This window comes from Streptomyces sp. NPDC031474, from assembly GCF_055581185.1.
The window spans coordinates 1-23,118 of sequence record NZ_JBVIJX010000008.1 but is presented as its reverse complement, the minus strand read 5'-3'; the positions used below and the strand labels follow the sequence as shown (position 1 = coordinate 23,118).

Here is a 23,118-nt window from a genome sequence, read left to right as displayed (position 1 = left end):
CGCGACTGGCCCTGACGTGCGCGGGGCCCGGAGAGCAAGGGGATGGCAAGGTGGCGGACGCTGCAGCGCAGGGCACCCGACGGGTGCTCGTGGCCGCGGACAAGTTCAAGGGCTCGCTGACGGCCGTGGAGGTCGCCGAGCGGGTGACGGCCGGACTGCGCCGGGTCGTGCCGGACGTCGAGGTGGAGGCCCTGCCCGTCGCCGACGGAGGTGACGGGACGGTCGCCGCGGCGGTCGCGGCCGGCTTCGAACGCCACGAGGTGCGGGTCGCCGGCCCCCTCGGGCACGAGGTGAGCGCCGCGTTCGCGGTGCGCGGCGACACCGCGGTCGTGGAGATGGCGGAGGCGAGCGGGTTGCAACGGCTCCCGGCCGGCGTGTTCGCGCCGCTCACGGCGTCGACGTACGGCTCCGGGGAGCTGCTGCGGGCCGCCCTGGACGCGGGCGTGCGCACGATCGTGTTCGGGGTCGGCGGCAGCGCCACCACGGACGGCGGCGCGGGCATGCTGTCCGCGCTCGGCGCCCGGTTCCTGGACGAGGACGGCGAGCCGGTGGCGCCGGGCGGCGGCGGCCTCGCGGCGCTGGCCCGCGCCGACCTGTCGGACCTGGATCCGCGTCTCGCCTCCGTGGAACTGGTCCTGGCGAGCGACGTCGACAACCCGCTGACCGGCCCCAAGGGGGCGGCCGCGGTGTACGGGCCGCAGAAGGGCGCCTCGCCGGACGACGTCGAGACCCTGGACGCGGCGCTCACGCACTACGCGACGGTGCTGGAGGCGGCGGTCGGGCCGAGGGCGGCGGAGTACGCCGCCGCGCCGGGCGCGGGCGCCGCGGGCGGCATCGGTTACGGCGCGCTGCTCGTCGGCGCCCGCTTCCGCGCGGGGATCGACGTCATGCTCGACGTGCTGGGCTTCGGGCCGGCGCTCGAGCGGGCGGAGCTGGTGATCACCGGCGAGGGGTCGCTGGACGAGCAGACCCTGCACGGCAAGGCCCCCGCGGGTGTCGCCGCGGCGGCCCGTGCGGCCGGCAAGGAGGTCGTCGCCGTGTGCGGCCGTCTCGCCCTGCTGCCGGCGGAGCTGGGCCGGGCGGGGATCCGCCGGGCGTACCCGCTGACCGACGTCGAGCCGGACGTGGCCACGTGTATCGCGGACGCCGGACCGATCCTGGAGCGGGTCGCCGAGCGGATCGGGCGGGACTTTCTGTCCTGAGCCCCACGTGCCCTGAGCCCCACGTGCCCTGAGCCCCTTTCCCGTAGGGGTCTCAGTCTCACAGGGGGTACAGAACGCCGAGGTCGTCCCGGTAGTAGCTGCCGCTGGTGAGGCCCTCGACCTTGCTCTTGTCGAGCCAGTGCCTCGCGTAGCGCTGTACGACCTTGGCGTTGCGCTCCCAGACCACGGAGTGTCCCGCACCGGCCAGCTTGAACATCAGCTTGTCCGGTCCCTGGATGGCCGTGTAGAGGTCCGGGACGGAGAAGTGCAGGACCGGAGGGAGCGTCGCCGACGTGTTGGCCTGCGTGTCCTGCTCGCCGTAGAGGATGAGTACGGGCACCCGGTCACCGAGGATGTGGGTGTTGCCCGGGTCCTTGTGCGGGACGGTCTGGTTGTTCCAGCCCCACCAGTAGGAGTTCCGGTACCGCAGGACCCCCTCGAACACGCCGGGTGACACCGCAGGGCCCCAGGTGCTGCCGAGGGGATCGTTCTGCATCATGGCGCGCCACACCTTGTCCTCGATGCCGGGCTCGCGCTGCGTGGGGCCGGCCTGTTCCTTGTCCCAGCCGGCCTTGAAGCCGGTCTTGCTGCCGACGTTCATCGGGAAGCCGAACGTGACGGCGGGCAGGGACAGGGGCAGCGCCGCGGCCTCGGGGGGACGCCCGAAGGGGTCTGCGGGGTTCGTGGACCAGCGGCCCTGCGGCGGGAAGATCGGGGCGAGCAGGAGCAGGCTCTTGACCTCGCCGGGGTGCTGGAGCGTGTAGGGGCCCATGACGAAGGCGGCCGCGGACCAGCCGACGAAGTCGATCGGATGGTCCCTGCCGGGCAGTGCCTTGATGAACTTGACGACGGTGTCCAGCTCCGCCCACTCGCTCTCGGCGTTGCCGAGCTGGTGCGGGTAGGGAGGCGGGCACGGGGTGGTCGTGAGGGGGTTCGGGTTCAGGACGTCCGTCTGCTGCGCCGGGTTGGCGTTGCAGGGTTCGTCCATCTGCGGACGCGGTGAGCGTCCGCTGCCCTGGAGGTCCATCAGGAACACGTCGTAACCGTCGTCGGCGAGGTCCTGCGCCCAGCTGTATCGGGTCTCGGGACCCTCGGCTCCCGGGGGGAGCACGAGGTCGAACCCCGCAACCGCGGGCACGCTTCTGCCGTGGAGCATGAGGACCGGCTGGGGCGTGTGGGACGGCTTGGTGCCGTTGTACTCCCGGACGAACAGCTGCACGTCGGTGCCCGCGTTCGCCGGGATCGTCGAGACGTGTGGGACCAGGTGGTCCACCTGGGGTGCGGGCATGGTCGCCCTCCGATCCATCGAACGGGAAGAATCCCGGATAAACCCCCTGATTCCACCGTCCTCTTCTTGCCTGTCGCCTGCAAATGGGCGTGAGGGAGAGGTAGTTGACCCGTCAAACGGGTGTGGCCCGAGCCTGGAAGAGGCTCGGGCCACACCCGTTCGACGGTGAGGTGAGGGTCAGGGCAGCTGCGCCGCCCTGGCCTCGCGCCGGTTGTCGCGGAAGTTGTTCACCCGGCGGGCCGTGGCGAACAGCGGGATGACCGCGCCCATCACCAGCTGCAGCGCGCAGCCGGTCTGGAGCAGGAGCTGGCCGCTCGGGGCGTCGAACGCCCAAGCCGCCAGCAGGCCCATCGACAGCACGATCCAGGCGAGCATCGCGCCGGCGAGGCGGCCCCGCGGCTTCGGGTACTCGACCCGGCTCACCATCAGCCAGGCGGTGCCCAGGATGGCCATCAGCGTCGCCGCGAAGGGCAGCTCGAGGAGCACGATCGAGACGACCGTCAGCGCGCCGAACGGCGAGGGCATGCCCTGGAAGGTGCCGTCCTTGACGGTGACGCAGGAGAATCTCGCGAGCCTCAGCACCACCGCCAGCAGGACGACGATCGCGCCGACCGCCGCGACCCGCTGGTGTGCGTCGTCGGCGACCATGCCGTAGACCAGGACGAAGTACGCCGGGGCCAGGCCGAAGCTGATCAGGTCCGAGAGGTTGTCCAGCTCCGCGCCCATCGGGGACGAGCGCAGCTTGCGGGCGACCAGGCCGTCGAAGAGGTCGAAGACCGCCGCGCACAGCATCAGGATGACCGCCGTGGCCGCGCTGTGGCGGGCCATGCCGGTCTCCTGGTCACCGGTGAGGTGAGGGATGAGGATGCCGGTGGTGGTGAAGTACACCGCCATGAAGCCGCATGTGGCGTTGCCCAGGGTGAGGGTGTCCGCTATCGACAGGCGGAGAGAGAGGGGCATCTCCTCGTCGTCGTCCACCTCGTCGGCCTCGGGCACCCAGCCCTGGGTCTCAGGATCAATCACGGTCAATGCGAGTCACCCCCGCCACGGTCTTCTGTCCCACCTCGACCGCGACCTCCACGCCCTCGGGCAGGTAGATGTCGACGCGCGAGCCGAAACGGATCAGGCCGATCCGCTCGCCCTGCTCGACCTTCGTGCCCTCGGGGATGTAGGGGACGATGCGGCGGGCGACGGCGCCGGCGATCTGGATCATCTCGATGTCACCGAGCTCGGTGTCGAAGTGCCAGACGACGCGCTCGTTGTTCTCGCTCTCCTTGTTGAAAGCCGGAACGAAGCCGCCGGGGATGTGCTCGACCGACGTCACGGTGCCGGCCAGCGGCGCGCGGTTGACGTGGACGTTGAGCGGGCTCATGAAGATCGCGACCCGGGTGCGCCCGTCCTTCCACGGCATGATGCTCTGCACCACTCCGTCGGCGGGCGAGATGACCCGGCCCGGGGCGATCTCACGCTCGGGGTCGCGGAAGAACCACAGCATGCCCGCCGCGAGAGCGGTGGCGGGCACGGCTACGGCCTTGGCGGCACCCGAGCGGCGAGCGCGCAGCAGGCTGACGGCTGCGGTGGCGACGGTCGGCAGGAGCCACGGCGATGCTCCGCGCGCGAGGCGTGCGCCTACCAGGCTGTCGCGGTGTGCAGAGGTTTGGCTGTGGGGCATGGATGACCTTCGTAGCGGATGATGCCGCGCTTCGACAGGGGGGACGGCGGCTTTCGGCGATCGTAGCGGTTCGGGGCCACAACTGGGTAAGCCAGGAAGCCGAGTCGGCGGCTGACGGAAGTTGACCGGGTGTGATCTTCTTCTCGAAGAAAACACCCCCAACTCTGACAATCAACCCTGGAACCGGTACTCCTCGAGCAGGCGGCGCCCGATGATCATTTTCTGGATTTCGGCGGTGCCTTCACCGATCAGCAACATCGGGGCCTCGCGGTAGAGGCGCTCGATCTCGTATTCCTTGGAGAAGCCGTACCCGCCGTGGATCCGGAAGGCATCCTCCACGACCTCCTTGCAGTACTCGGAGGCGAGGTACTTCGCCATCCCTGCCTCAAGGTCGTTTCGCTCTCCGGAATCCTTTTTGCGCGCGGCGTTCACCATCATCGCATGGGCGGCCTCGACCTTGGTAGCCATCTCGGCCAGCTTGAACTGGATCGCCTGGTGCTGGGCGATCGCCTTGCCGAAGGTGTGACGCTGCTGGGCGTACCGCACGCCCAGCTCGAACGCACGCTGTGCGACGCCACAGCCACGCGCCGCGACATTGACGCGCCCAACCTCGACGCCGTCCATCATTTGGTAAAAACCTCGGCCGGTGACCCCGCCGAGCACCCGATCGGCGGGAAGCCGCAGGCCGTCCATGATGAGCTCGGTGGTGTCGACGCCCTTGTAGCCCATCTTCTCGATCTTGCCCGGGATGGTCAGGCCTGGGCGGACCTCACCGAAGCCGGGCTCCTTCTCGATCAGGAAGGTCGTCATCGACTTGTGGGGCGCGGTGCCCTCGGGGTGTCCTTCGTCACTTCGCACGAGAACGGCCACCAGCGAGGACGTTCCGCCGTTCGTCAGCCACATCTTCTGGCCGTTGAGGACGTACTCGTCGCCGTCCTTCACCGCCTTCGACGTGATCGCGGACACGTCCGAGCCGAGGGCCGGCTCCGACATGGAGAACGCGCCCCGGATGTCGCCGGCCGCCATGCGCGGCAGGTAGTGGTCCTTCTGCTCCTGCGTGCCGTGCTGCTTGAGCATGTACGCCACGATGAAGTGCGTGTTGATGATGCCGGACACCGACATCCAGCCGCGGGCGATCTCCTCCACGCACAGGGCGTAGGTGAGGAGCGACTCGCCCAGGCCCCCGTACTCCTCGGGGATCATCAGGCCGAACAGGCCCAACTCCTTGAGACCGTCGACGATTGTCTGCGGGTACTCGTCGCGGTGCTCCAGCTCGGTCGCCACGGGGATGATCTCCTTGTCCACGAAGTCGCGGACGGTGGAGAGGATCTCCTGCTGGACGTCGGTCAGACCGGCGGTCTGGGCGAGGCGGGCCATCGAGTCAGCCTTCCTGAAGTTCCGGGCGGCCGGGCTGCTCGCCGCCGCGCTCCTTGATGTACGTCTCGGTCGGCACCATCACCTTGCGGCGGAACACGCAGACCAGCGTGCCGTCCTGCTTGTAGCCCTTCGTCTCGACGTACACGATGCCGCGGTCGTTCTTCGACTTCGACGGCCACTTGTCGAGCACGGTCGTCTGCCCGTAGACCGTGTCGCCGTGGAAGGTCGGCGCCACGTGCTTGAGCGACTCGATCTCCAGGTTGGCGATGGCCTTGCCGGAGACGTCCGGCACGGACATGCCGAGCAGCAGGGAGTAGATGTAGTTCCCGACGACGACGTTCTTGCCGAAGTCGGTCGTCTTCTCCGCGTAGTTGGTGTCCATGTGGAGCGGGTGGTGGTTCATGGTGAGGAGACAGAACAGGTGGTCGTCGTACTCCGTGACCGTCTTGCCCGGCCAGTGCTTGTACGTCGCGCCGACCTCGAACTCCTCGTACGTGCGTCCGAACTGCATCGCGCTCAGGGCTCCTCAGTCGACGGGGGTCTCGAACTTCGACGTGCGCTGCATGCCGGCCGCGCGTCCCTTGCCGGAGATGACCAGCGCCATCTTGCGGCTGGCCTCGTCGATCATCTCGTCGCCGAGCATCGCCGAGCCCTTCTTGCCGCCCGCCTCGGACGTGTAGTAGTCGTACGCGTCCAGGATCAGCTCGGCGTGGTCGTAGTCCTCCTGCGACGGCGAGAAGATCTCGTTGGACGCCTCGACCTGGCCCGGGTGCAGCACCCACTTGCCGTCGAAACCGAGCGCGGCGGCGCGCCGGGCGACCTCGCGGTAGCCGTCGACGTTGCGGATCTGCAGGTACGGGCCGTCGATCGCCTGGAGGTCGTTGGCACGGGCCGCCATCAGGATCTTCATCAGGATGTAGTGGTAGGCGTCCGCCGGGTAGCCGGGCGGCTGCTCGCCCACGACCAGCGACTTCATGTTGATCGACGCCATGAAGTCGGCCGGGCCGAAGATGATCGTCTCGATGCGCGGGGAGGCCTGCGCGATCTCGTTGACGTTGTTGAGGCCCTGCGCGTTCTCGATCTGTGCCTCGATGCCGATCTTGCCGACCTCGAAGCCCATGGTCTTCTCGATCTGGGTCAGCAGCAGGTCCAGGGCGACGATCTGCTGGGCGTTCTGCACCTTCGGCAGCATGATGCAGTCGAGGTTGGGGCCGGCCCCCTCGACCACCGTCACGACATCGCGGTACGTCCACTCGGTCGTCCAGTCGTTGACGCGCACGACCCTCGTCTTGCCCGTCCAGTCGCCCTCGTTGAGGAACTTGACGATGGTGTGCCGCGCCTCGGGCTTGGCGAGCGGCGCGCACGCGTCCTCCAGGTCGAGGAAGACCTGGTCCGCCGGGAGGCCCTGCGCCTTCTCCAGGAAGCGGGGGTTGCTGCCCGGGACCGCGAGACACGAGCGGCGGGGACGCAGACGGTTGACGGTCATGCGGGGACCTCCAGGGGGTCGAGCTGGTTCGCTGTCCGGATCTCGTCGACGATGCGGCCGATGATTCCGGTGATGTCGAAGTCCTTCGGGGTGAAGACCGCGGCCACGCCGGCAGCCCTGAGCTGTTCGGCGTCTCCATTCGGGATGATGCCACCGGCGATCACCGGGATGTCTGTGGCACCGGCCACACGGAGCCGTTCGAGGACATCCGGCACCAGTTGGGCGTGCGAGCCGGACAGGATGGACAGGCCCACCGCGTGGACGTCCTCCTCCAGCGCGGCGTCCACGATCTGCTCGGGCGTCAGCCGGATGCCCTGGTAGACCACCTCGAAGCCTGCGTCACGCGCGCGCACGGCTATCTGCTCGGCGCCGTTGGAGTGCCCGTCCAGGCCCGGCTTGCCGACCAGGAAGCGCAGCTTGCCGACCCCGAGGTCCTTCGCCGTCAGATCGACCCTGCGGCGGACGTCGGCCATGGCCGAGCCCTCCTCCGCCGGCACCGCCACCGGCGCCGACGAGACCCCGGTCGGGGCCCGGAACTCGCCGAACACCTCGCGCAGCGCCCCCGCCCACTCGCCGGTCGTGACCCCGGCGCGGGCGCACTCCAGGGTGGCCTCCATGAGGTTGGCGGTGCCCTTCGCGGCCTCCTTCAGCTTCTCCAGCGCCTTGCACGGGCGCGGATGGTTGAAGGGCGGCTGGTACCGCGTGTCGCGCCAGTTCTGCAGGGAGGCGATGACCCGGGCCTCGACCGCCGGGTCGACCGTCTGGATCGCGGTGTCGAGATCGGCGGTCAGCGGGTTGGGCTCGGTCGTCTCGAAGATGTTGACGCCGACGATCTTCTCCTGCCCGGACTCGATACGGGCGCGCCGCTCGGCGTGCGAGGAGACGAGCTGCGACTTGAGGTAGCCGGACTCGACGGCGGCCATCGCGCCGCCCATCTCCTGGATCCGTTCGATCTCGGTCAGGGAGGCCTCGACCAGCTCGGCGACCTTGGCCTCGATGACGTGCGAGCCCTCGAAGATGTCCTCGTACTCCAGCAGGTCGCTCTCGTGGGCGAGGACCTGCTGGATGCGCAGGCTCCACTGCTGGTCCCAGGGGCGGGGCAGGCCCAGGGCCTCGTTCCAGGCGGGGAGCTGCACGGCACGCGCGCGTGCGTCCTTCGACAGCGTCACCGCCAGCATCTCCAGGACGATGCGCTGGACGTTGTTCTCCGGCTGCGCCTCCGTCAGCCCCAGGGAGTTGACCTGGACGCCGTAGCGGAAGCGGCGCTGCTTGGGGTCGGCGATGCCGTAGCGCTCGCGGGTGATCTGGTCCCAGATGCGGCCGAAGGCGCGCATCTTGCACATCTCCTCGACGAAGCGGACGCCCGCGTTCACGAAGAAGGAGATCCGGGCGACGACGTCGCCGAACTTCTCGGCCGGCACCTGCCCGGAGTCCCGGACGGCGTCCAGCACGGCGATCGCCGTCGACATCGCGTACGCGATCTCCTGGACCGGCGTGGCGCCCGCCTCCTGCAGGTGGTAGCTGCAGATGTTGATCGGGTTCCACTTCGGGATGTGGGAGACCGTGTACGCGATCATGTCGGTCGTCAGGCGGAGCGACGGCCCCGGCGGGAACACGTGCGTGCCCCGCGACAGGTACTCCTTGACGATGTCGTTCTGGGTCGTGCCCTGGAGCCGGGTGATGTCGGCGCCCTGCTCCTCGGCGACGACCTGGTAGAGCGCCAGCAGCCACATGGCGGTGGCGTTGATCGTCATCGAGGTGTTCGTCTGCTCCAGGGGGATGTCCTGGAACAGCCTGCGCATGTCACCGAGATGGGCCACCGGCACGCCGACCCGGCCGACCTCGCCGCGGGCGAGGACGTGGTCGGAGTCGTAGCCGGTCTGGGTGGGCAGGTCGAACGCCACCGACAGACCCGTCTGGCCCTTGGCGAGGTTGCGCTGGTACAGCTCGTTGGACGCCTCGGCGGTGGAGTGACCGGCGTACGTGCGCATGAGCCACGGCCGGTCCTTCTCCCGCTTTCCTTCGGCGGGCTGACGCTCAGTCATCTATGACCTCGGGTGTCTCAGATGTTGCGGAAGCGGTTGATGGCGTCGATGTGCTGGGCGCGCTTGGCCTCGTCGCGCACGCCCAGACCCTCCTGGGGGGCCAGCGCGAGGACGCCGACCTTGCCCTGGTGGAGGTTGCGGTGCACGTCGTAGGCGGCCTGGCCGGTCTCCTCCAGGGAGTAGACCTTCGACAGCGTCGGGTGGATCCTGCCTTTCGCGACCAGCCGGTTGGCCTCCCAGGCCTCGCGGTAGTTGGCGAAGTGCGAGCCGATGATCCGCTTCAGGGACATCCACAGGTAGCGGTTGTCGTACTCGTGGTTGTAGCCGGACGTCGAGGCGCAGGTGACGATGGTGCCGCCCTTGCGCGTGACGTAGACCGAGGCGCCGAAGGTCTCCCGGCCGGGGTGCTCGAAGACGATGTCGACGTCCTCGCCGTCGGTGAGCTCGCGGATGCGCTTGCCGAAACGCTTCCACTCCTTCGGATCCTGGGTGTGCTCGTCCTTCCAGAACCGGTAGTCCTCGGCGGTGCGGTCGATGATCGCCTCGGCGCCCATGGCCCGGCAGATCTCCGCCTTCTGCGGCGAGGAGACGACACAGATCGGGTTGGCGCCGCCGGCCAGCGCGAACTGCGTGGCATAGCTGCCGAGGCCGCCGCTCGCGCCCCAGATCAGGACGTTGTCGCCCTGCTTCATGCCGGCGCCGTTGCGGGAGACCAGCTGCCGGTAGGCGGTGGAGTTGACGAGGCCGGGGGCCGCCGCCTCCTCCCAGCTCAGGTGGTCCGGCTTGGGCATCAGCTGGTTGGACTTGACGAGCGCGACCTCGGCGAGGCCGCCGAAGTTCGTCTCGAAGCCCCAGATGCGCTGCTCGGGGTCGAGCATCGTGTCGTTGTGGCCGTCCGAGGACTCCAGCTCGACGGACAGACAGTGCGCGACGACCTCGTCGCCCGGCTTCCAGGCGTTGACGCCGGGGCCGGTGCGCAGGACGACGCCCGCGAGGTCGGAGCCGATGATGTGGTACGGCAGGTCGTGCCGCTTGGTGAGCTCGCTGAGCCGGCCGTAGCGCTCCAGGAAGCCGAACGTGGACAGCGGCTCGAAGATCGAGGTCCACACGGAGTTGTAGTTGACCGAGGAGGCCATGACGGCCACCAGGGCCTCGCCCGGGCCGAGCTCGGGCAGCGGGACCTCGTCGAGGTGGATCGACTTGCGCGGGTCCTTGTCGCGGGTTTCCAGGCCCGCGAACATCTCCGTCTCGTCCTTGTGCACGGTGATCGCGCGGTAGGACTCGGGGAGCGGCAGAGCGGCGAAGTCGTCCGGTGTCGAGTCCGGCGACTGGATCGCGTCCAGGATCTTCTGCATGGTCACGGTGTTGCCTCCGGCGGTGAGCGCCCTGAGGGCGGGGCGCTGAGGGTTACGTCGGTGCTGCTGAGGGAGTGAGGGAAGTGCCGTCGGTTCGGCGGCGGTGCTGTTCGGCAGCGCTTTGTGGCGCGGGAGGTTGCCTGTGACGCAGGCGTCCGGGCGCGCAAGCCATGTGCTTGCGGGGACAGCCGACGTACGAAAGGTCTCTGCACGCCGGCCGCCCGGACACCTTCAACGTATGACACCGCGTGTCACCTCGCAAGGCACTGAGTGCCAGAACTTCCTCTCAGGTGAAATCTTTACGTAACAAATGAGCGATGATCGATCGAACGAGGTGTGAAATCCGCGAGAAAAGGTGCTCTGACATGCCAAAACGGCCACCCCGTGGGGTGGCCGTCTCACAGCGTGAAGGGTCTTTCCGGCAGCGGCTCAGCGCTCCTTGAGGGCCTGCTCGATGGCCCGCATGACCTCGTCCAGCGGGGCGTCGGTGCGGGCGACCGTCACCAGGACCTCGCCCTGCGCGGAGATCGTCGCCGGGGCCTGTGCGGGGGCGCCGGCGCCGCTGCGGCCCATTCCGATGCCCGTCCTGAACGTCTTGTGCACGATCGCGAAGGCGTGGTCGAGCTGGGCCTCGACATCGCCCTGGCCGCCTGCCCTGAGCCAGCGCCGCAGGACGTGGTTGTGGGCGGTGACCACGGCGGACGCGGCGACCTCGGCGAGCAGCGGGTCGTCGTTGGCGTCGTCGTCATGGGCGTGCTCGTCGAAGTGGCCGAGCAGATAGCGGGTGAAGAGCCGCTCGTAGCGGGCCACCGACGCGATCTCCGCCTCGCGCAGGGTGGGCACCTCGCGGGTCAGTTTGTAGCGGGCGACCGAGATCTCCGGCCGGGCCGCGTACATCTTCATGACTTCCTTGATGCCGCGGCACACCGTGTCGAGCGGGTGCTCGTGCGCCGGGGCCGCGTTGAGCACCGCCTCGGCCCGGATCAGTGTGTCGTCGTGGTCGGGGAAGATCGCCTCTTCCTTGGAACGGAAGTGGCGGAAGAAGGTGCGGCGGGCGACCCCGGCGGCGGCCGCGATCTCGTCGACGGTGGTCGCCTCGTACCCCTTGGTCGCGAACAGCTCCATGGCCGCGGCCGCCAGTTCTCGGCGCATCTTGAGCCGTTGGGCGGCCGCGCGGCTGCCTGCGGCACTCTCCGGCGCGTCGGGCGTGGCTGGTGTACGTGAGGACCTGGCGGGCTGGGGCATGCCCCGAACGTACTGCATGTGTGCAGCTCGGTGCGCGTGTCCGGGGTTTCCCCCGCCCTCGGCGGGCGGGGGTCCGCCAGTGGGGCCGAGTAGTCCGCCCCAGTCCTCGTGCGCTCGGAACCAGTCGCCGACGCCGTCAGCGGCGGGCATATTCGCGGAAGCCGCGGCCGGTCTTGCGGCCGAGGCAGCCCGCGGCCACCAGGTGCTCCAGGAGCGGCGCGGGCGCCAGGCCCGGGTCGCGGAACTCGCGGTGCAGGACCTTCTCGATGGCGAGCGAGACATCGAGCCCGACGACGTCCAGCAGCTCGAAGGGGCCCATCGGATAGCCGCCGCCCAGCTTCATCGCCGCGTCGATGTCGTCGAGCGACGCGTAGTGTTCCTGCACCATCTTGATCGCGTTGTTCAGGTACGGGAAGAGCAGCGCGTTCACGATGAAGCCGGCCCGGTCGCCGCAGTCGACCGCGTGCTTCTTGATGTTCACGCACACCTCGCGGACCGTCGCGTGGACGTCCTCGGCCGTCAGCACCGTGCGCACGACCTCGACCAGCTTCATGGCCGGCGCCGGGTTGAAGAAGTGCATGCCGATCACGTCCTGCGGGCGCGAGGTGGCGCGGGCGCAGGTGACCACCGGCAGCGAGGAGGTCGTCGTGGCGAGGACCGCGCCGGGCTTGCAGACCTTGTCCAGCGTCGCGAAGAGCTGCTGCTTGACCGCGAGGTCCTCGGCGACCGCCTCGACGGCCAGATCGACGTCGGCGAAGGCGTCGTAGGAGCCGGCGGCGGTGATCCGGTCCAGGGTCCGCGCGGCGGCCTCGGCGGGCAGCCGCCCCTTGTCGACGGATCGGGAAAGGGACTTGCCGATACGGGCCTTGGCACTCTGTGCCTTCTCCTCGCTGCGGGCGGCGAGGACGACGTCGTAACCGGCCTTGGCGAAGACCTCGGCGATGCCGGAGGCCATGGTGCCGGAGCCGGCGACGCCGACCGAACGCACCGGACGGCCGGTGGCCGCAGCCCCGCCGGTCAGGGGCGTCAGCGCGTCCGGGACGACCGTCGCGCTGCCGGGGGCGTCGTAGGTGTAGAAGCCGCGGCCCGACTTGCGGCCGGTCAGGCCCGCCGCACTGAGCTGCCCCAGGATCGGGGCGGGGGCGTGCAGCCGGTCGCGGGACTCGGCGTACATGGCCTCCAGGACCGTGCGGGCGGTGTCCACGCCGATCAGGTCGAGCAGCGCGAGCGGGCCCATCGGCAGCCCGCAGCCCAGCCGCATCGCCGCGTCGATGTCCTCGCGGGAGGCGTACCGGGCCTCGTACATCGCGGCGGCCTGGTTGAGGTAGCCGAACAGCAGGCCGTCGGCGACGAACCCGGGCCGGTCGCCCACCGCGACGGGCTCCTTGCCGAGGTCGAGCGCGAGGTGGGTGACGGCGGTGACGGCGGCGGGCGCGGTCAGCACCGAGGAGACGACCTCGACCAGCTTCATCGCCGGCGCCGGGTTGAAGAAGTGCAGGCCCAGCACCCGCTCCGGGCGGGCGGAGTCGGCGGCGAGCCGGGTGACGGACAGCGCGTTGGTGCCGGTGGCGAGGATGGTCTCGGGACGCACGATCCCGTCCAGCTCGCGGAAGATCTGCTGCTTGATCTCGTACGACTCCGGCGCCACCTCGATGACCAGGTCGGCGCCGGCCGCCGCGCGCAGATCGGTGGAGGTGCGGACGCGGGCCAGGACGGCCGTGCGCTCCTGCTCGGTGAGCCGGCCGCGCCGCACGGCACGGTCGGTGGAGGCCTCCAGCGCGGCGAGGGACCGCGCGGTCTGCGCCTCGCTGATGTCGATGCCGATCACCTCGCGCCCGGCCTTGGCCAGGACCTCGGTGATGCCGGTGCCCATGGTGCCGAGGCCGATGACGGCGATCGTCTGGAGCGGGGACAGGGTGGTGTCGGACAGGGGAGCGGCCATCGCGGGACTCCAGGAATGAGGTGACGACTGGGAACGCGCCCGGATACGCCGAGACAGCCTCTGCGAGGCCTGAGCGCACCGGGTGCGGAGAGCAAGGAGTGCGGGTGATGCCGGGCTGCGAGCGCACACGCCCGGTGCCGTCGCCCAGGGCGTGCACACGCCCGGAGACGAACGGGAGATCCGACCGGCCCTGTCCCGTGGCCGGGTCGTACAGCGGTACGAGGTACCGAACCGACTTCTCGCGGCGACTGCGTCACCAGGCCACCACGAGGAGGTGAAGCGAAAGGGTGATTCGCTCGTATGAGCTTAACCGGTGGGTAACGAGCGCGCCAGCCCTCGCGGCTGTGAGGTAACTCCCTGACCGACCGAGCCTTTAGGCTCGCGTCATGGACGAAGAGTTGCGAACGCTCACGGAGCGTTTACGGCGGGAGTCGGGTGGCGCGGCGCTGTACGAGCGGCTGACGGCGACGGGCGATCACGACGAACTGGCGGGCGTGCTCATCGCGTCGGGACAGCCGTTGTGGGCCCGGGAGCTGGCCGCGTTCCGGCTGGGGCTCGCCGGGGACCGGCGCGCCTTCGAGGCGCTCGTCCTGCTGCTCAACCACCGCGATCCGCCGCGCTGCGCCTCCGCCGCCCATGCCCTGGCCCGCCTCGGCGACCCCCGCACGGCGCGCGCCGCGGCCGCCCTGGCCACCAACGAACTGCGTGTCGCCTACGCCCTGCATCCCGTCCGGCTCCTCGTGGAGCTGCGGGCACCCGAGTCCGTGCCCGCGCTGATCACGACGCTTCGTCGGCGGCTGCGGCCGCACGACCCCTACCGGCGGGTGGCCCTGGCGTGCGTGGAGGGGCTGGGCACGCTGGGGGACGGCCGGGCCCGGCCGGTGCTGAACGACGCCCTCGCCCACCCGGCGCTCGCGGAGGCCGCCGTGCACGCGCTGGCGCGGATCCCCCGACAGCGGTGAGGAGCGGCCGGCCGGCAGCCGTCGGACCGGACCGGTCAGACCGGGAGGGGGCTGAGATACCGCACCTCGGGCACGGCGACGCCCGCCACCTCGAAGGGCTCCTCGGCGCCGTCCGCATGGAACCCGGCACGCTCGTAGAAGCGGCGGGCGGGGGTGTTGTCCCTGAGGACCCACAGGTACATGCGGGACCGCCCGAGGGCGCCCGCCTGCCGCACCGATTCCTTGAGGAGAGCGCGCCCGACGCCCGTGCCGATGTGCCCGGTGTCGACGTAGAGCGCGTACAACTCGGCGTCGGCGGTGCGGACTTCACCGTCCCGGTAGGCGCCGTGGGCGGCCCAGCCGACCACCTTTCCCTCCTGCTCCGCGACCAGGTTCACCACGTCGGCGCCGCGGCGCCCGAAGTGCGCGCGTCGGCGCTCGGCGTCCTCGTCGACGCTCAGCGCGTCGAGGTAGGACTGCGGCATCAGGCCCCGGTAGGCGCTCTGCCAGCCACGGACACGGATCTCGCAGACCCGGTCGACGTCGGCGAGTGCCATGTCCCGTACGACGACCGGGGCGCTCACTCGGCCACCACCGCGAAGGCCTCGATCTCCATCAGGAACTCGGGACGGACCAGCGCGGCGACCTGCACGGCCGAGGCGGCCGGGAGACGGTCGTCGGGCAGGTGTGCGGCGCGGGCCGTGCGGATCGCGGGCAGGTGAGCCATGTCCGTGACGAAGTAGGTGAGTTTGACCACGTCGTCGAAGCCGGCGCCGGCCGCGGCGAGGCAGCGCCGCAGGTTCTCGAAGACCTGGCGCGCCTGGGCCTCGGGATCGCCCTCGCCGACCAGCCGGCGGTGTTCGTCGAGCGGGAGTTGACCTGCGACGGCGACGAAACGGCCGGTGCCCATCACGACGTGGGAGTACTGGGCCGCGGCGGCGACTCCGTCGGGGGCGGGGATCCTGGTCAGTTCACTCATGCGTCCATGGTGAACCATGCGCGTCACCGCCTGTCGCTAATTAGTTCGAGATTCGAATATCTTCCCGAGGGGAAGATCGCCTTCCGCCGAAGTGAGCGCGGACTAGGCCGGGTTGGTCCGGCTGTGGAAGGTGATGGAGAGTGGCAGGTGCGCAACTTCCCGATGAGATATCCGGCCTGGACCCGCGTCAGGACGCGGCGAAGACGTTCGGGCAGTTCCTGGAGGAGAAGTGGACCGCGGTCTGCCGTGGCCTGGGGGTGGACCAGTGGGAGACCGAGACCGTACTGCAGGACCTGAGGGAAGTGATCCACCCGTGGGGCACGCGGCCCGTCGGAACCCGGTGCGATCCCCCCTCGTTCGTCTCCGCCGACGGCTTCCCCGCCGAACTCTCCGTCAGCTGGAAGGGCGGCCGGCCCGAGGTCCGCATCCTCTTCGAGTCGCTCGGCTCCGACGGCACCCCGTTCGGCTGCCAGGAGGCCGGCCGGGAGCTGACGCGTCGACTCGCCGGAAGCCCCGGGACGGACATCGCGCGCTATCTGAGCATCGAGGACCTGTTCATCACGTCCGCTCCCGACCGCTACCGGGCCACCCTCTGGCACTCGTTGGCCTGGCGGCCGGGTAAGCGGCCCCACTACAAGGTCTACCTCAACCCGCAGGTGCACGGCCTGGACGGCGCGTACGACGTCATGGCGGAGGCCATGCACCGGCTGGGCCTGGCGGACGCCTGGGAACCGGTCGCGCACCGCGGCGCGGAACTCGCCGGGCGCGGACACGAGTTGGAGCTCATGGCCCTCGACCTGGGCGGCTCGGACACCTCCCGGGTGAAGGTCTACTACCGGCATCTCCCCATGCCCATGGGCGAGTTGGACACCGTGGGGGCGATGGCGCACCGCTACGAGCAGGCCCGGGCGGCCCGGGCGCGAAGCGTCATCTACGGGCGGAACGGCGGCACCGTGAGCAACGAGCCGATGACGTGTCTGGCGTTCCGGGAGGGCACGCCCGGCCCCGAGGAGGCCAACGTCTATCTGCGGCTGCCGGACAACACCCGCTCCGACGCGGAGGCGGCCGAGCGCATCGCCCGGCTCATGGAAGTGGAGGGCATCGACCCGCGACCGCACGCCGAGATCCTGCGACAGCTGACGGCGGGACTGCCCCAGGACACCGGGGGACTGCAGGAGCTGTGCAGCTACCGGACGATCTCACCGGAACTCCCCGCGGACATAGGCGTGTACCTGCGGTTCCGTACGTATGCCGACCCCGTGGTCTGACCACGAAGCCGTTCCCAGGGCGGCGTGAAGGCTCCGCTCGGCCGATGACGACCTCGCGGAGCCCCCTCACCCGCTCTACGTCAGCCGCCGGTCAGCCGCGCGTCAGCCACGGAATCCCAGCAGCCCGTGCAGCGCGGCGCCGCGGGCCGTGCCCGAGGCGACCCTCGCGCCCAGCGGCTTCGGGTCGGGCTGCGCCTTGCACACCGCGTCGACCCCGCCCGTGCCGCCCGTCCCGCGCGGCACGGCGCCGTCGCTCAGGTACTTCGCCAGGTGCTGGTCCAGACAGGCGTTCCCGCTCAGCGTGATGCCGTGGTTCTGGCCGCCCTCCTCGACGACCAGGCTGGAGTCGTGCAGCAGCGCGTGGACCGTCGCGCCGCCCTCGTACGGGGTGGCCGCGTCGTTCGTCGCCTGGAACAGCAGGACCGGCGGCAGATCGTCGTTGACGAGGTTCAGCGGCTCCATGGGCTCGCCCGGCCAGAACGCGCACGGTGCGTTGTACCAGGCGTTGTTCCAGGTCATGAACGGCGCCTTCGCGTACACCGACCAGTTGTCCGTGCGCCATTGGTGCCACTCGCGCGGCCAGGAGGCGTCCCGGCACTGCACGGAGGTGTAGATGCTGTAGCCGTTGTCCCCCGCGGAGTCGACGGCGGCGAAGTTCTCGTACGCCTCGACCAGCGGGTCGTCGTCCTTGGCGTTCACATACGCGGCGAACGCCTCGGCGAGGTGGGGCCAGTAGCCGTTGTAGTAGCCGCCGGGCATGAAGGTGTCCTCCAGCTCCGAGGCGCCCACCTTGCCGCCGGCCGGCTTCCTGGCCAGGGCCGCCCGCATCGCGTACCACTTGGCCTCGACCCCGGCCGGGTCGACGCCGAGCTTGTACGTCTTGTCGTACCTGGCGATCCAGGCCATCAGGGCGCGGTGGCGGTCGTTGAAGGCCAGGTCCTGGGTGAGGTTGTCCTCGTACCAGACCCCGGTGGGGTCGACGATCGAGTCCAGGACCAGGCGGCGCACCCGCTGTGGGTAGAGCTTGGCGTACACAGCGCCGAGGTAGGTGCCGTACGAGTAGCCGAAGTAGCTCAGCTGCCGCGTGCCGACGGCGGCCCGGATCGCGTCCATGTCGCGCGCCGCGCTGAGCGTGTCGATGTACGGCAGGACGCTCGCGTACTTCTTGCCGCAGGCCGCGGCGAACGACCGGGCGCGCTTGAGGTTGGCCCGCTCGATCGCCCCGGTGCTCGGCACGGAGTCCGGGCGGACCGGGGTGAAGTGGCCGGGCTTGCAGTTCAGCGCGGGCCTGCTCCTGCCGACCCCGCGGGGGTCGAAGCCGATGACGTCGTACTGGGCCGCCACCGCCTTCGGCAGTGCCGAGGCGACGAATCCGGCGAGGCTCAGCCCCCGGCCGCCGGGGCCGCCGGGGTTGACCAGCAGCGGTCCCTGGTACGTCTTCGCGGTGTGTGGGACACGGGACAGCGCCAGCGTGATCTGCTTCCCGCCCGGCTGCTCGTGGTCGAGCGGCACTCTCAGGGACGCGCACTGCAGGCGCGGCTGGTCGGTGGTGGCGCAGCTCCTCCAGGAGAGCTTCGCCGCGCGGGCGGGCGCCGCGGGGGGCGACGGGCTCGCTCCGGCGGGCACGGCCGTGACCGTTCCGGCCACGACGGCGGCGGCAGCGCACAGCACGGCTGCGCGTTTGTTCATGAGTGCTCCCGGGACGCAAGGGACGGAAACGGACGGACCGTGCAGGTCACGGCCCTCGCCGCATCGTCCCGAAAAGATCGTCCGGAAGAACCTGATCCGGCGTTACTTGACCCGTTCGGGTTGCCGGATGCGCTCGAACGCGCTCAGATCAGCGTGAGTTGGACCGGCTCGGCCCCGGCGGCCGATCCGACGGTCCCGACGGCCCCGGCGGACCCGTCGGTGGGGTCGGTCGGCTCGGTGGGGCCGGTCGGGCCGGGCCGCGCGATCCGGCGGGGCATCCCCGCGCGCGTGGGGCCGATGCCGTACTCCTCGGCCGGCTCGTGGACCTGACGGGTGATCCGCCGCTGGTACCACTTCGGGGCGTACGCGCCGTCCGCGTACAGCCGCTCGTACCGGCGCACCAGGTGCGGGTGGTGCTGCCCCAGCCAGGCCATGAACCACTCGCGGGCGCCGGGGCGCAGATGCAGCGCCTGCGGGGTGACGGAGGTGGCCCCGGCGGCCGCGATGGCCCGCACGGTGGCGCGCAGCTGGGCCGGCTCGTCGCCGGGGAACGGGATCACGGGCGCCATCAGCACCCCGCAGCCGATGCCGTGGTCGGTGAGGGTCCGTACGACGTCCAGGCGGCGCTGCGGTGCCGGGGTACCCGGCTCGACGGTGCGCCACAGCTCGGTGTCGGTGAAGCCGACGGAGACCGAGACGCCCACGTCGGTCACCTCGGCGGACTGCCGCAGCAGGTCCAGGTCGCGCAGGATCAGCGTGCCCTTCGTCAGGATCGAGAAGGGGTTCGCCCGCTCGCGCAGGGCGGACAGGATGCCCGGCATCAGCCGGTAGCGGCCCTCCGCGCGCTGGTAGCAGTCGACGTTGGCGCCCATCGCGACGTGCTCCCCATCGAGGGCACCCGACATGGCGATACGCGACCCCGTAACGCGTGATCTGAACGGCCGAGGGATCAGCTGACCGCGGTCCACTTCTGGTTCTGGGCGCCTGTGCAGGTCCAGAGCCGGAGCGGTGTGCGGTTGCTCCCGCGCGGGTCCGTGGCCTCCACGCATTTGTGAGCCTGAAGGTTGACCAGGTCGTGGGCAGGGTTGAGCCGGAACCGCTGGGAGCCGCTGCCGTTGCAGTTGGCCAATTGGATGGCCGCGCCGTTGTCTGTCGAACCGCCCGCGACGTCCAGGCACTTGCCCGAGATCCGGATGATTCTTTCCTCCGACACGATCTGCCAGAACTGTCTGTCGCTGCTCGAGCAGTCTTGGATCTGCAGCGGCGCGTCCCCAAGGATGCCGCCGTCAATGCACCTGTCGGAGGCGTGACTTTGTATTGCCACGCCTGAAGCAGACTTGGAGGGGGAAGGGACCGCTGTCGAGGAACTCGCTGTCGAAGAACTCGTTGTCGAACCGCCCTCGTCGGAGTCCCCGCCCGCTATGAGGAAGGGGACGTACGCGAGCAGGGCCATCGCCAGGCCGGAGCCGGCCAGCAGCATCCAGCGGAGCCGGCGGGGACGGGTGTCCGGACCTGCGGTCTCCTCTACGAAGGCGTTCCGGCCAACCAACACCACCGGACCGGCGGGCAACTGAGCCGAAACGGCCGGGACCGGGGTGGGCACAGGGGCTGGCTCGACCGGGACCGAGGCGGGCACGGGGTCCGGCTCGACCGGGGCCGGCGGAGCGAGGAGCCCGGCGTCGGCCTGCAGAACCCGCCGGTACGTCGCTTGAAGCGCCGGCCCGGGATCGACGCCCAGCTCGCCCGCGAGCAGCGTCTGCACCTCGCGGTAGGTGGCGAGGGCCGCCGCCTGTCGCCCCGAGCGGTACAGGGCGAGCATCAGCATCTCCCGGAACCGCTCGTCCAGCGGATGCTCGGCGACCAGACGGGTCAGCTCCGAGGCCGCCTGCTCATGGCCACCCAGGTCGAGTTCGACCGCCCGCCGGGCCGCCTCCGCCGACAGTCGCAATTCGTCCAGCCGTTGCCGCTGGCTGTCCGCGTACTCGCCCCGGACACCGGCCAACGCCGTTCCCCGCCACAGACCGAGCGCATCACCCAGGCACTTTGCCGCGCCTTGGGCGTCTCCCGCACCTCGCAACCGCTCGGCCTGGGCGAACAGTTCCCGGAAGGCGCTCAGATCCAGCTCGCCCGGCGAGGTGAGTTGATAGCCGTCCCCCGCGGCACGGATCACGGACGACGCGGTGTCCCCGGCGGGCTCCAATACCTTACGGAGCTGGTGAATATAGGTGCGGAGAATGCCACGCGCGGAGGCCGGTGCTTCGGTCCCCCACACCGCGTCGACGAGCCTGCCCACCGACACCTGCGAGCCTTCGGCCAGCAACAGCACGGCCAGTACCGCCCGTTGCTGGGGCGGGCCGAGCGTGATCTCGTCCTGGCCTCGCCACGCCCTGACCGGTCCCAGCAGCGAGAACCGTAATGGCTCTTTCAACCAGCGCCCTCCTTCAGGGATGCACGTCCGAAGCCGACAGGCGAGGCCGGGCTTCCGGGGCAACCGCGCGGATCATGCCCGAAGTCTAACCTTGAGTCTGCCGGGGATCTTGGTGTTCGGATGCCGGTGATCATGGTGGTGCGCCGGTCTTGTGGGGACGTGGTGCCCGCGAGATTCCTGATGAGTGCGACATGCCGGTCCGTCCCCGTCCGGGTGTCGAGGTCCCGGTGTTGACGGCGCGGACGGCTCGGGCCGGCAACACCTCTCGTACGACGGCGATGTGGGTGCGTGACCGTCTCGACGGCCTGTGGCGGGACGAGGATTTCGCCGACTGGTACCCGCGCGACGGGCGCCCCGGACTCACGCCGGTCACGGAGGCCGTGGGCGCGGGCGCCGGCCCGAAGCCGAAGCCGACAGCCTCCCGGCGAAGGCGCCCCTCTACTGACCATCAGCTCGGCGCGAGGAACGTCCTGTACACGGCGCGCGAGACCCGGCGAGTGGAAGTCAACGGTTCGTGGAGCGACCGTCAACAAGCTGTAAACACCCTGGCGGTTGTCTTGGCCAGGCGGCGGTTCGCGCCGTCTCACCCACGAGCGGCACGGACTCACGCCAGTGAACACCGACGCCTACGGGGAAGATCCCCCGTTCCCCCACACACGGCCTTGAGCCGACCAAGGAGTGGTATCCGCATGCCCACATCCCTCGTCCAGCAGTTACCGGACAGACGCGCTTCCTCTGGCACGTCGACGGTGCTCACAGCCCTCTCGGTGCTTGTCGCGCTGATCGCCGCACTGTTCGTGGCTGCGCCGACCGTCTCGGCGGCGGATGGCCAGATCAAGGGGCTGGCCGGCAAGTGCGTCGACGTCGCATCGGCGAGCAGCGAAAACGGGGCATCCGTGCAGCTCTATGACTGCAATGGGACCAACGCTCAGATCTGGTCCAATCCAGGAGATGGCACCCTGCGTGCGCTTGGCAAGTGCCTCGACGTCGTCGAGCAGAGCACGGCGGACGGTGCGGCAGTTCAGCTGTGGGACTGCACGGGCACTGCCAATCAGCAGTGGGTGGTCACCGCGGCTCGGGACATCGTCAACCCCGCCGCCGACAAGTGCCTGGATGTCCGCGAGAACAACTCCGCCAACGGCACCCGGCTGCAGATCTGGACCTGCACCGGCACGTCGAACCAGAAGTGGACGGCGCCTGCGCGCGGGGGCGGTACGACCCCTTCCGGCTTCGTGGTCAGCGAGGCCCAGTTCAACCAGATGTTCCCGAACCGGAACAGCTTCTACACCTACAACGGGCTGGTGCAGGCGCTGAGTTCCTACCCGGCGTTCGCGAAGACCGGCAGTGACACGGTCAGGAAGCAGGAGGCCGCCGCCTTCCTCGCCAACGTCAATCACGAGACCGGTGGGCTGGTCCATGTGGTGGAGCAGAACACCGCCAACTACCCGCACTACTGCGACCTCAGCCAGTCGTACGGCTGCCCGGCCGGTCGGGCCGCCTACTACGGGCGCGGTCCCATCCAGCTCAGCTGGAACTTCAACTACAAGGCGGCGGGCGACGCGCTCGGGATCGACCTGCTTCACAACCCCCGGCTGGTCGAGACCGACGCCGCCGTGGCCTGGCGCACCGGTCTGTGGTTCTGGAACACGTCTACCGGCGCCGGCACGATGACACCGCACAACGCGATGGTGAACCAGGCGGGCTTCGGCCAGACCATCCGTGCCATCAACGGCTCTCTCGAGTGCGATGGGAAGAACCCCGGTCAGGTGCAGAGCAGGGTGAACGCGTACCAGAGGTTCACCGGGATCCTCGGGGTCGGCCCGGGCGGCAATCTCTCCTGCTGAACCCCACCCATACGTCGCCGGAGCGGCCGGGATCGCACGGCACCCTGAGCCCCTTGTGACTGTGCGGTGCCCGGAGGCACCGCACAGTCACCACTTCGATCTTGTCAAGGAACAGGAAAACTCTCATGAATTCGAGTCAAAAGCGCTTCGCGTTCGCGACAGCGTTTGGATTTCTGATGCTCTCAGGGGCGTCAACGAGTGCCGTCGCGGCAGCCGCCGTGCCGCACTCGACTCAGACTTCGACTCAAGCTTCGGCCCAGGCGGGCCTTGACCCCGGATGTTGAACACACGAGACACTGGATCCTGAGGATCTGAGAACGGACATCTCGTGGTCATGAAGAACTACCCGCCACAGTT

The 23,118-nt window shown here is 69.8% G+C and carries 18 protein-coding genes and 1 pseudogene; 4 read left to right on the top strand and 15 right to left on the bottom strand.

Annotated features, from left to right (window positions below; genetic code table 11):
- Positions 1-83 precede the first annotated feature (83 nt).
- Positions 84-1,202: a glycerate kinase gene (locus ACZ5SK_RS17620; RefSeq protein WP_468416073.1), complete on the top strand. Its 1,119-nt coding sequence runs from the start codon at positions 84-86 to the stop codon at positions 1,200-1,202.
- Positions 1,203-1,260: 58 nt separating this feature from the next.
- On the opposite strand, the gene ACZ5SK_RS17615 is transcribed toward ACZ5SK_RS17620, so the two are convergent.
- The 10 genes from ACZ5SK_RS17615 to ACZ5SK_RS17570 form a co-directional block, all read right to left on the bottom strand.
- Positions 1,261-2,490, bottom strand: a complete 1,230-nt coding sequence (locus tag ACZ5SK_RS17615) for an alpha/beta fold hydrolase (RefSeq protein ID WP_334575809.1) — start codon at positions 2,488-2,490, stop codon at positions 1,261-1,263.
- 177 nt (positions 2,491-2,667) lie between these two features.
- Entirely contained in the window at positions 2,668-3,486 is an 819-nt protein-coding gene (gene pssA, locus ACZ5SK_RS17610; RefSeq protein ID WP_334581105.1) for a CDP-diacylglycerol--serine O-phosphatidyltransferase, read from the bottom strand.
- 19 nt (positions 3,487-3,505) lie between these two features.
- Complete coding sequence (locus tag ACZ5SK_RS17605) at positions 3,506-4,162, bottom strand: phosphatidylserine decarboxylase (protein WP_079658622.1); 657 nt, start codon at positions 4,160-4,162, stop codon at positions 3,506-3,508.
- 171 nt (positions 4,163-4,333) lie between these two features.
- Positions 4,334-5,539 carry an acyl-CoA dehydrogenase family protein gene (locus ACZ5SK_RS17600; RefSeq protein ID WP_334575806.1) on the bottom strand — a complete coding sequence of 402 codons (1,206 nt, stop codon included), beginning with the start codon at positions 5,537-5,539 and terminating at the stop codon, positions 4,334-4,336.
- A 4-nt stretch (positions 5,540-5,543) separates the two neighbouring features.
- Positions 5,544-6,050 carry a MaoC family dehydratase gene (locus ACZ5SK_RS17595; RefSeq protein ID WP_319333068.1) on the bottom strand — a complete coding sequence of 169 codons (507 nt, stop codon included), beginning with the start codon at positions 6,048-6,050 and terminating at the stop codon, positions 5,544-5,546.
- A gap of 15 nt (positions 6,051-6,065) precedes the next feature.
- On the bottom strand, positions 6,066-7,025 hold the full coding sequence (locus ACZ5SK_RS17590; protein WP_334575805.1) for an HpcH/HpaI aldolase/citrate lyase family protein: 960 nt from the start codon (positions 7,023-7,025) through the stop codon (positions 6,066-6,068).
- Positions 7,022-9,070: a protein meaA gene (locus ACZ5SK_RS17585; protein ID WP_334575804.1), complete on the bottom strand. Its 2,049-nt coding sequence runs from the start codon at positions 9,068-9,070 to the stop codon at positions 7,022-7,024. Before ACZ5SK_RS17585 ends, ACZ5SK_RS17590 begins: the two co-directional genes overlap by 4 nt.
- Positions 9,071-9,087: 17 nt before the next feature.
- Positions 9,088-10,425, bottom strand: a complete 1,338-nt coding sequence (gene ccrA / locus ACZ5SK_RS17580) for a crotonyl-CoA carboxylase/reductase (RefSeq protein ID WP_334581104.1) — start codon at positions 10,423-10,425, stop codon at positions 9,088-9,090.
- Positions 10,426-10,854: 429 nt separating this feature from the next.
- Positions 10,855-11,688, bottom strand: coding sequence for a TetR family transcriptional regulator (locus ACZ5SK_RS17575; protein ID WP_334575802.1), 834 nt, complete (start codon positions 11,686-11,688; stop codon positions 10,855-10,857).
- A 118-nt stretch (positions 11,689-11,806) separates the two neighbouring features.
- The gene (locus ACZ5SK_RS17570) at positions 11,807-13,612 is read right to left on the bottom strand and encodes a 3-hydroxyacyl-CoA dehydrogenase family protein (RefSeq protein ID WP_334575801.1); all 1,806 of its coding nucleotides are present in this window, start codon (positions 13,610-13,612) and stop codon (positions 11,807-11,809) included.
- Positions 13,613-13,998: 386 nt separating this feature from the next.
- Here ACZ5SK_RS17570 and ACZ5SK_RS17565 point away from each other — a divergent pair, with 386 nt between their 5' ends.
- Entirely contained in the window at positions 13,999-14,574 is a 576-nt protein-coding gene (locus tag ACZ5SK_RS17565; protein ID WP_334575800.1) for an adenylosuccinate lyase, read from the top strand.
- A gap of 35 nt (positions 14,575-14,609) precedes the next feature.
- On the opposite strand, the gene ACZ5SK_RS17560 is transcribed toward ACZ5SK_RS17565, so the two are convergent.
- Together ACZ5SK_RS17560 and ACZ5SK_RS17555 are read right to left on the bottom strand one after the other, a co-directional pair.
- On the bottom strand, positions 14,610-15,110 hold the full coding sequence (locus ACZ5SK_RS17560; RefSeq protein ID WP_334581103.1) for a GNAT family N-acetyltransferase: 501 nt from the start codon (positions 15,108-15,110) through the stop codon (positions 14,610-14,612).
- Positions 15,111-15,133: 23 nt separating this feature from the next.
- Positions 15,134-15,532: a RidA family protein gene (locus tag ACZ5SK_RS17555; protein WP_457495222.1), complete on the bottom strand. Its 399-nt coding sequence runs from the start codon at positions 15,530-15,532 to the stop codon at positions 15,134-15,136.
- A 140-nt stretch (positions 15,533-15,672) separates the two neighbouring features.
- Here ACZ5SK_RS17555 and ACZ5SK_RS17550 point away from each other — a divergent pair, with 140 nt between their 5' ends.
- On the top strand, positions 15,673-16,800 hold the full coding sequence (locus ACZ5SK_RS17550) for a tryptophan dimethylallyltransferase family protein (RefSeq protein WP_334575797.1): 1,128 nt from the start codon (positions 15,673-15,675) through the stop codon (positions 16,798-16,800).
- A gap of 102 nt (positions 16,801-16,902) precedes the next feature.
- Here ACZ5SK_RS17550 and ACZ5SK_RS17545 read toward each other — a convergent pair whose 3' ends face one another.
- From ACZ5SK_RS17545 to ACZ5SK_RS17535, 3 genes and pseudogenes are all read right to left on the bottom strand, one after another.
- Entirely contained in the window at positions 16,903-18,489 is a 1,587-nt protein-coding gene (locus ACZ5SK_RS17545; RefSeq protein WP_334575796.1) for an alpha/beta hydrolase, read from the bottom strand.
- Positions 18,490-18,632: 143 nt separating this feature from the next.
- Positions 18,633-19,376: pseudogene (locus ACZ5SK_RS17540) on the bottom strand (radical SAM family protein); the annotation flags it as partial.
- Positions 19,377-19,438: 62 nt separating this feature from the next.
- Positions 19,439-20,917 carry a BTAD domain-containing putative transcriptional regulator gene (locus ACZ5SK_RS17535; RefSeq protein ID WP_334575795.1) on the bottom strand — a complete coding sequence of 493 codons (1,479 nt, stop codon included), beginning with the start codon at positions 20,915-20,917 and terminating at the stop codon, positions 19,439-19,441.
- 767 nt (positions 20,918-21,684) lie between these two features.
- Between ACZ5SK_RS17535 and ACZ5SK_RS17530 the strand changes: the two genes are divergently transcribed.
- Complete coding sequence (locus ACZ5SK_RS17530; RefSeq protein ID WP_443041317.1) at positions 21,685-22,761, top strand: glycoside hydrolase family 19 protein; 1,077 nt, start codon at positions 21,685-21,687, stop codon at positions 22,759-22,761.
- The last annotated feature ends 357 nt before the right edge of the window (positions 22,762-23,118 follow it).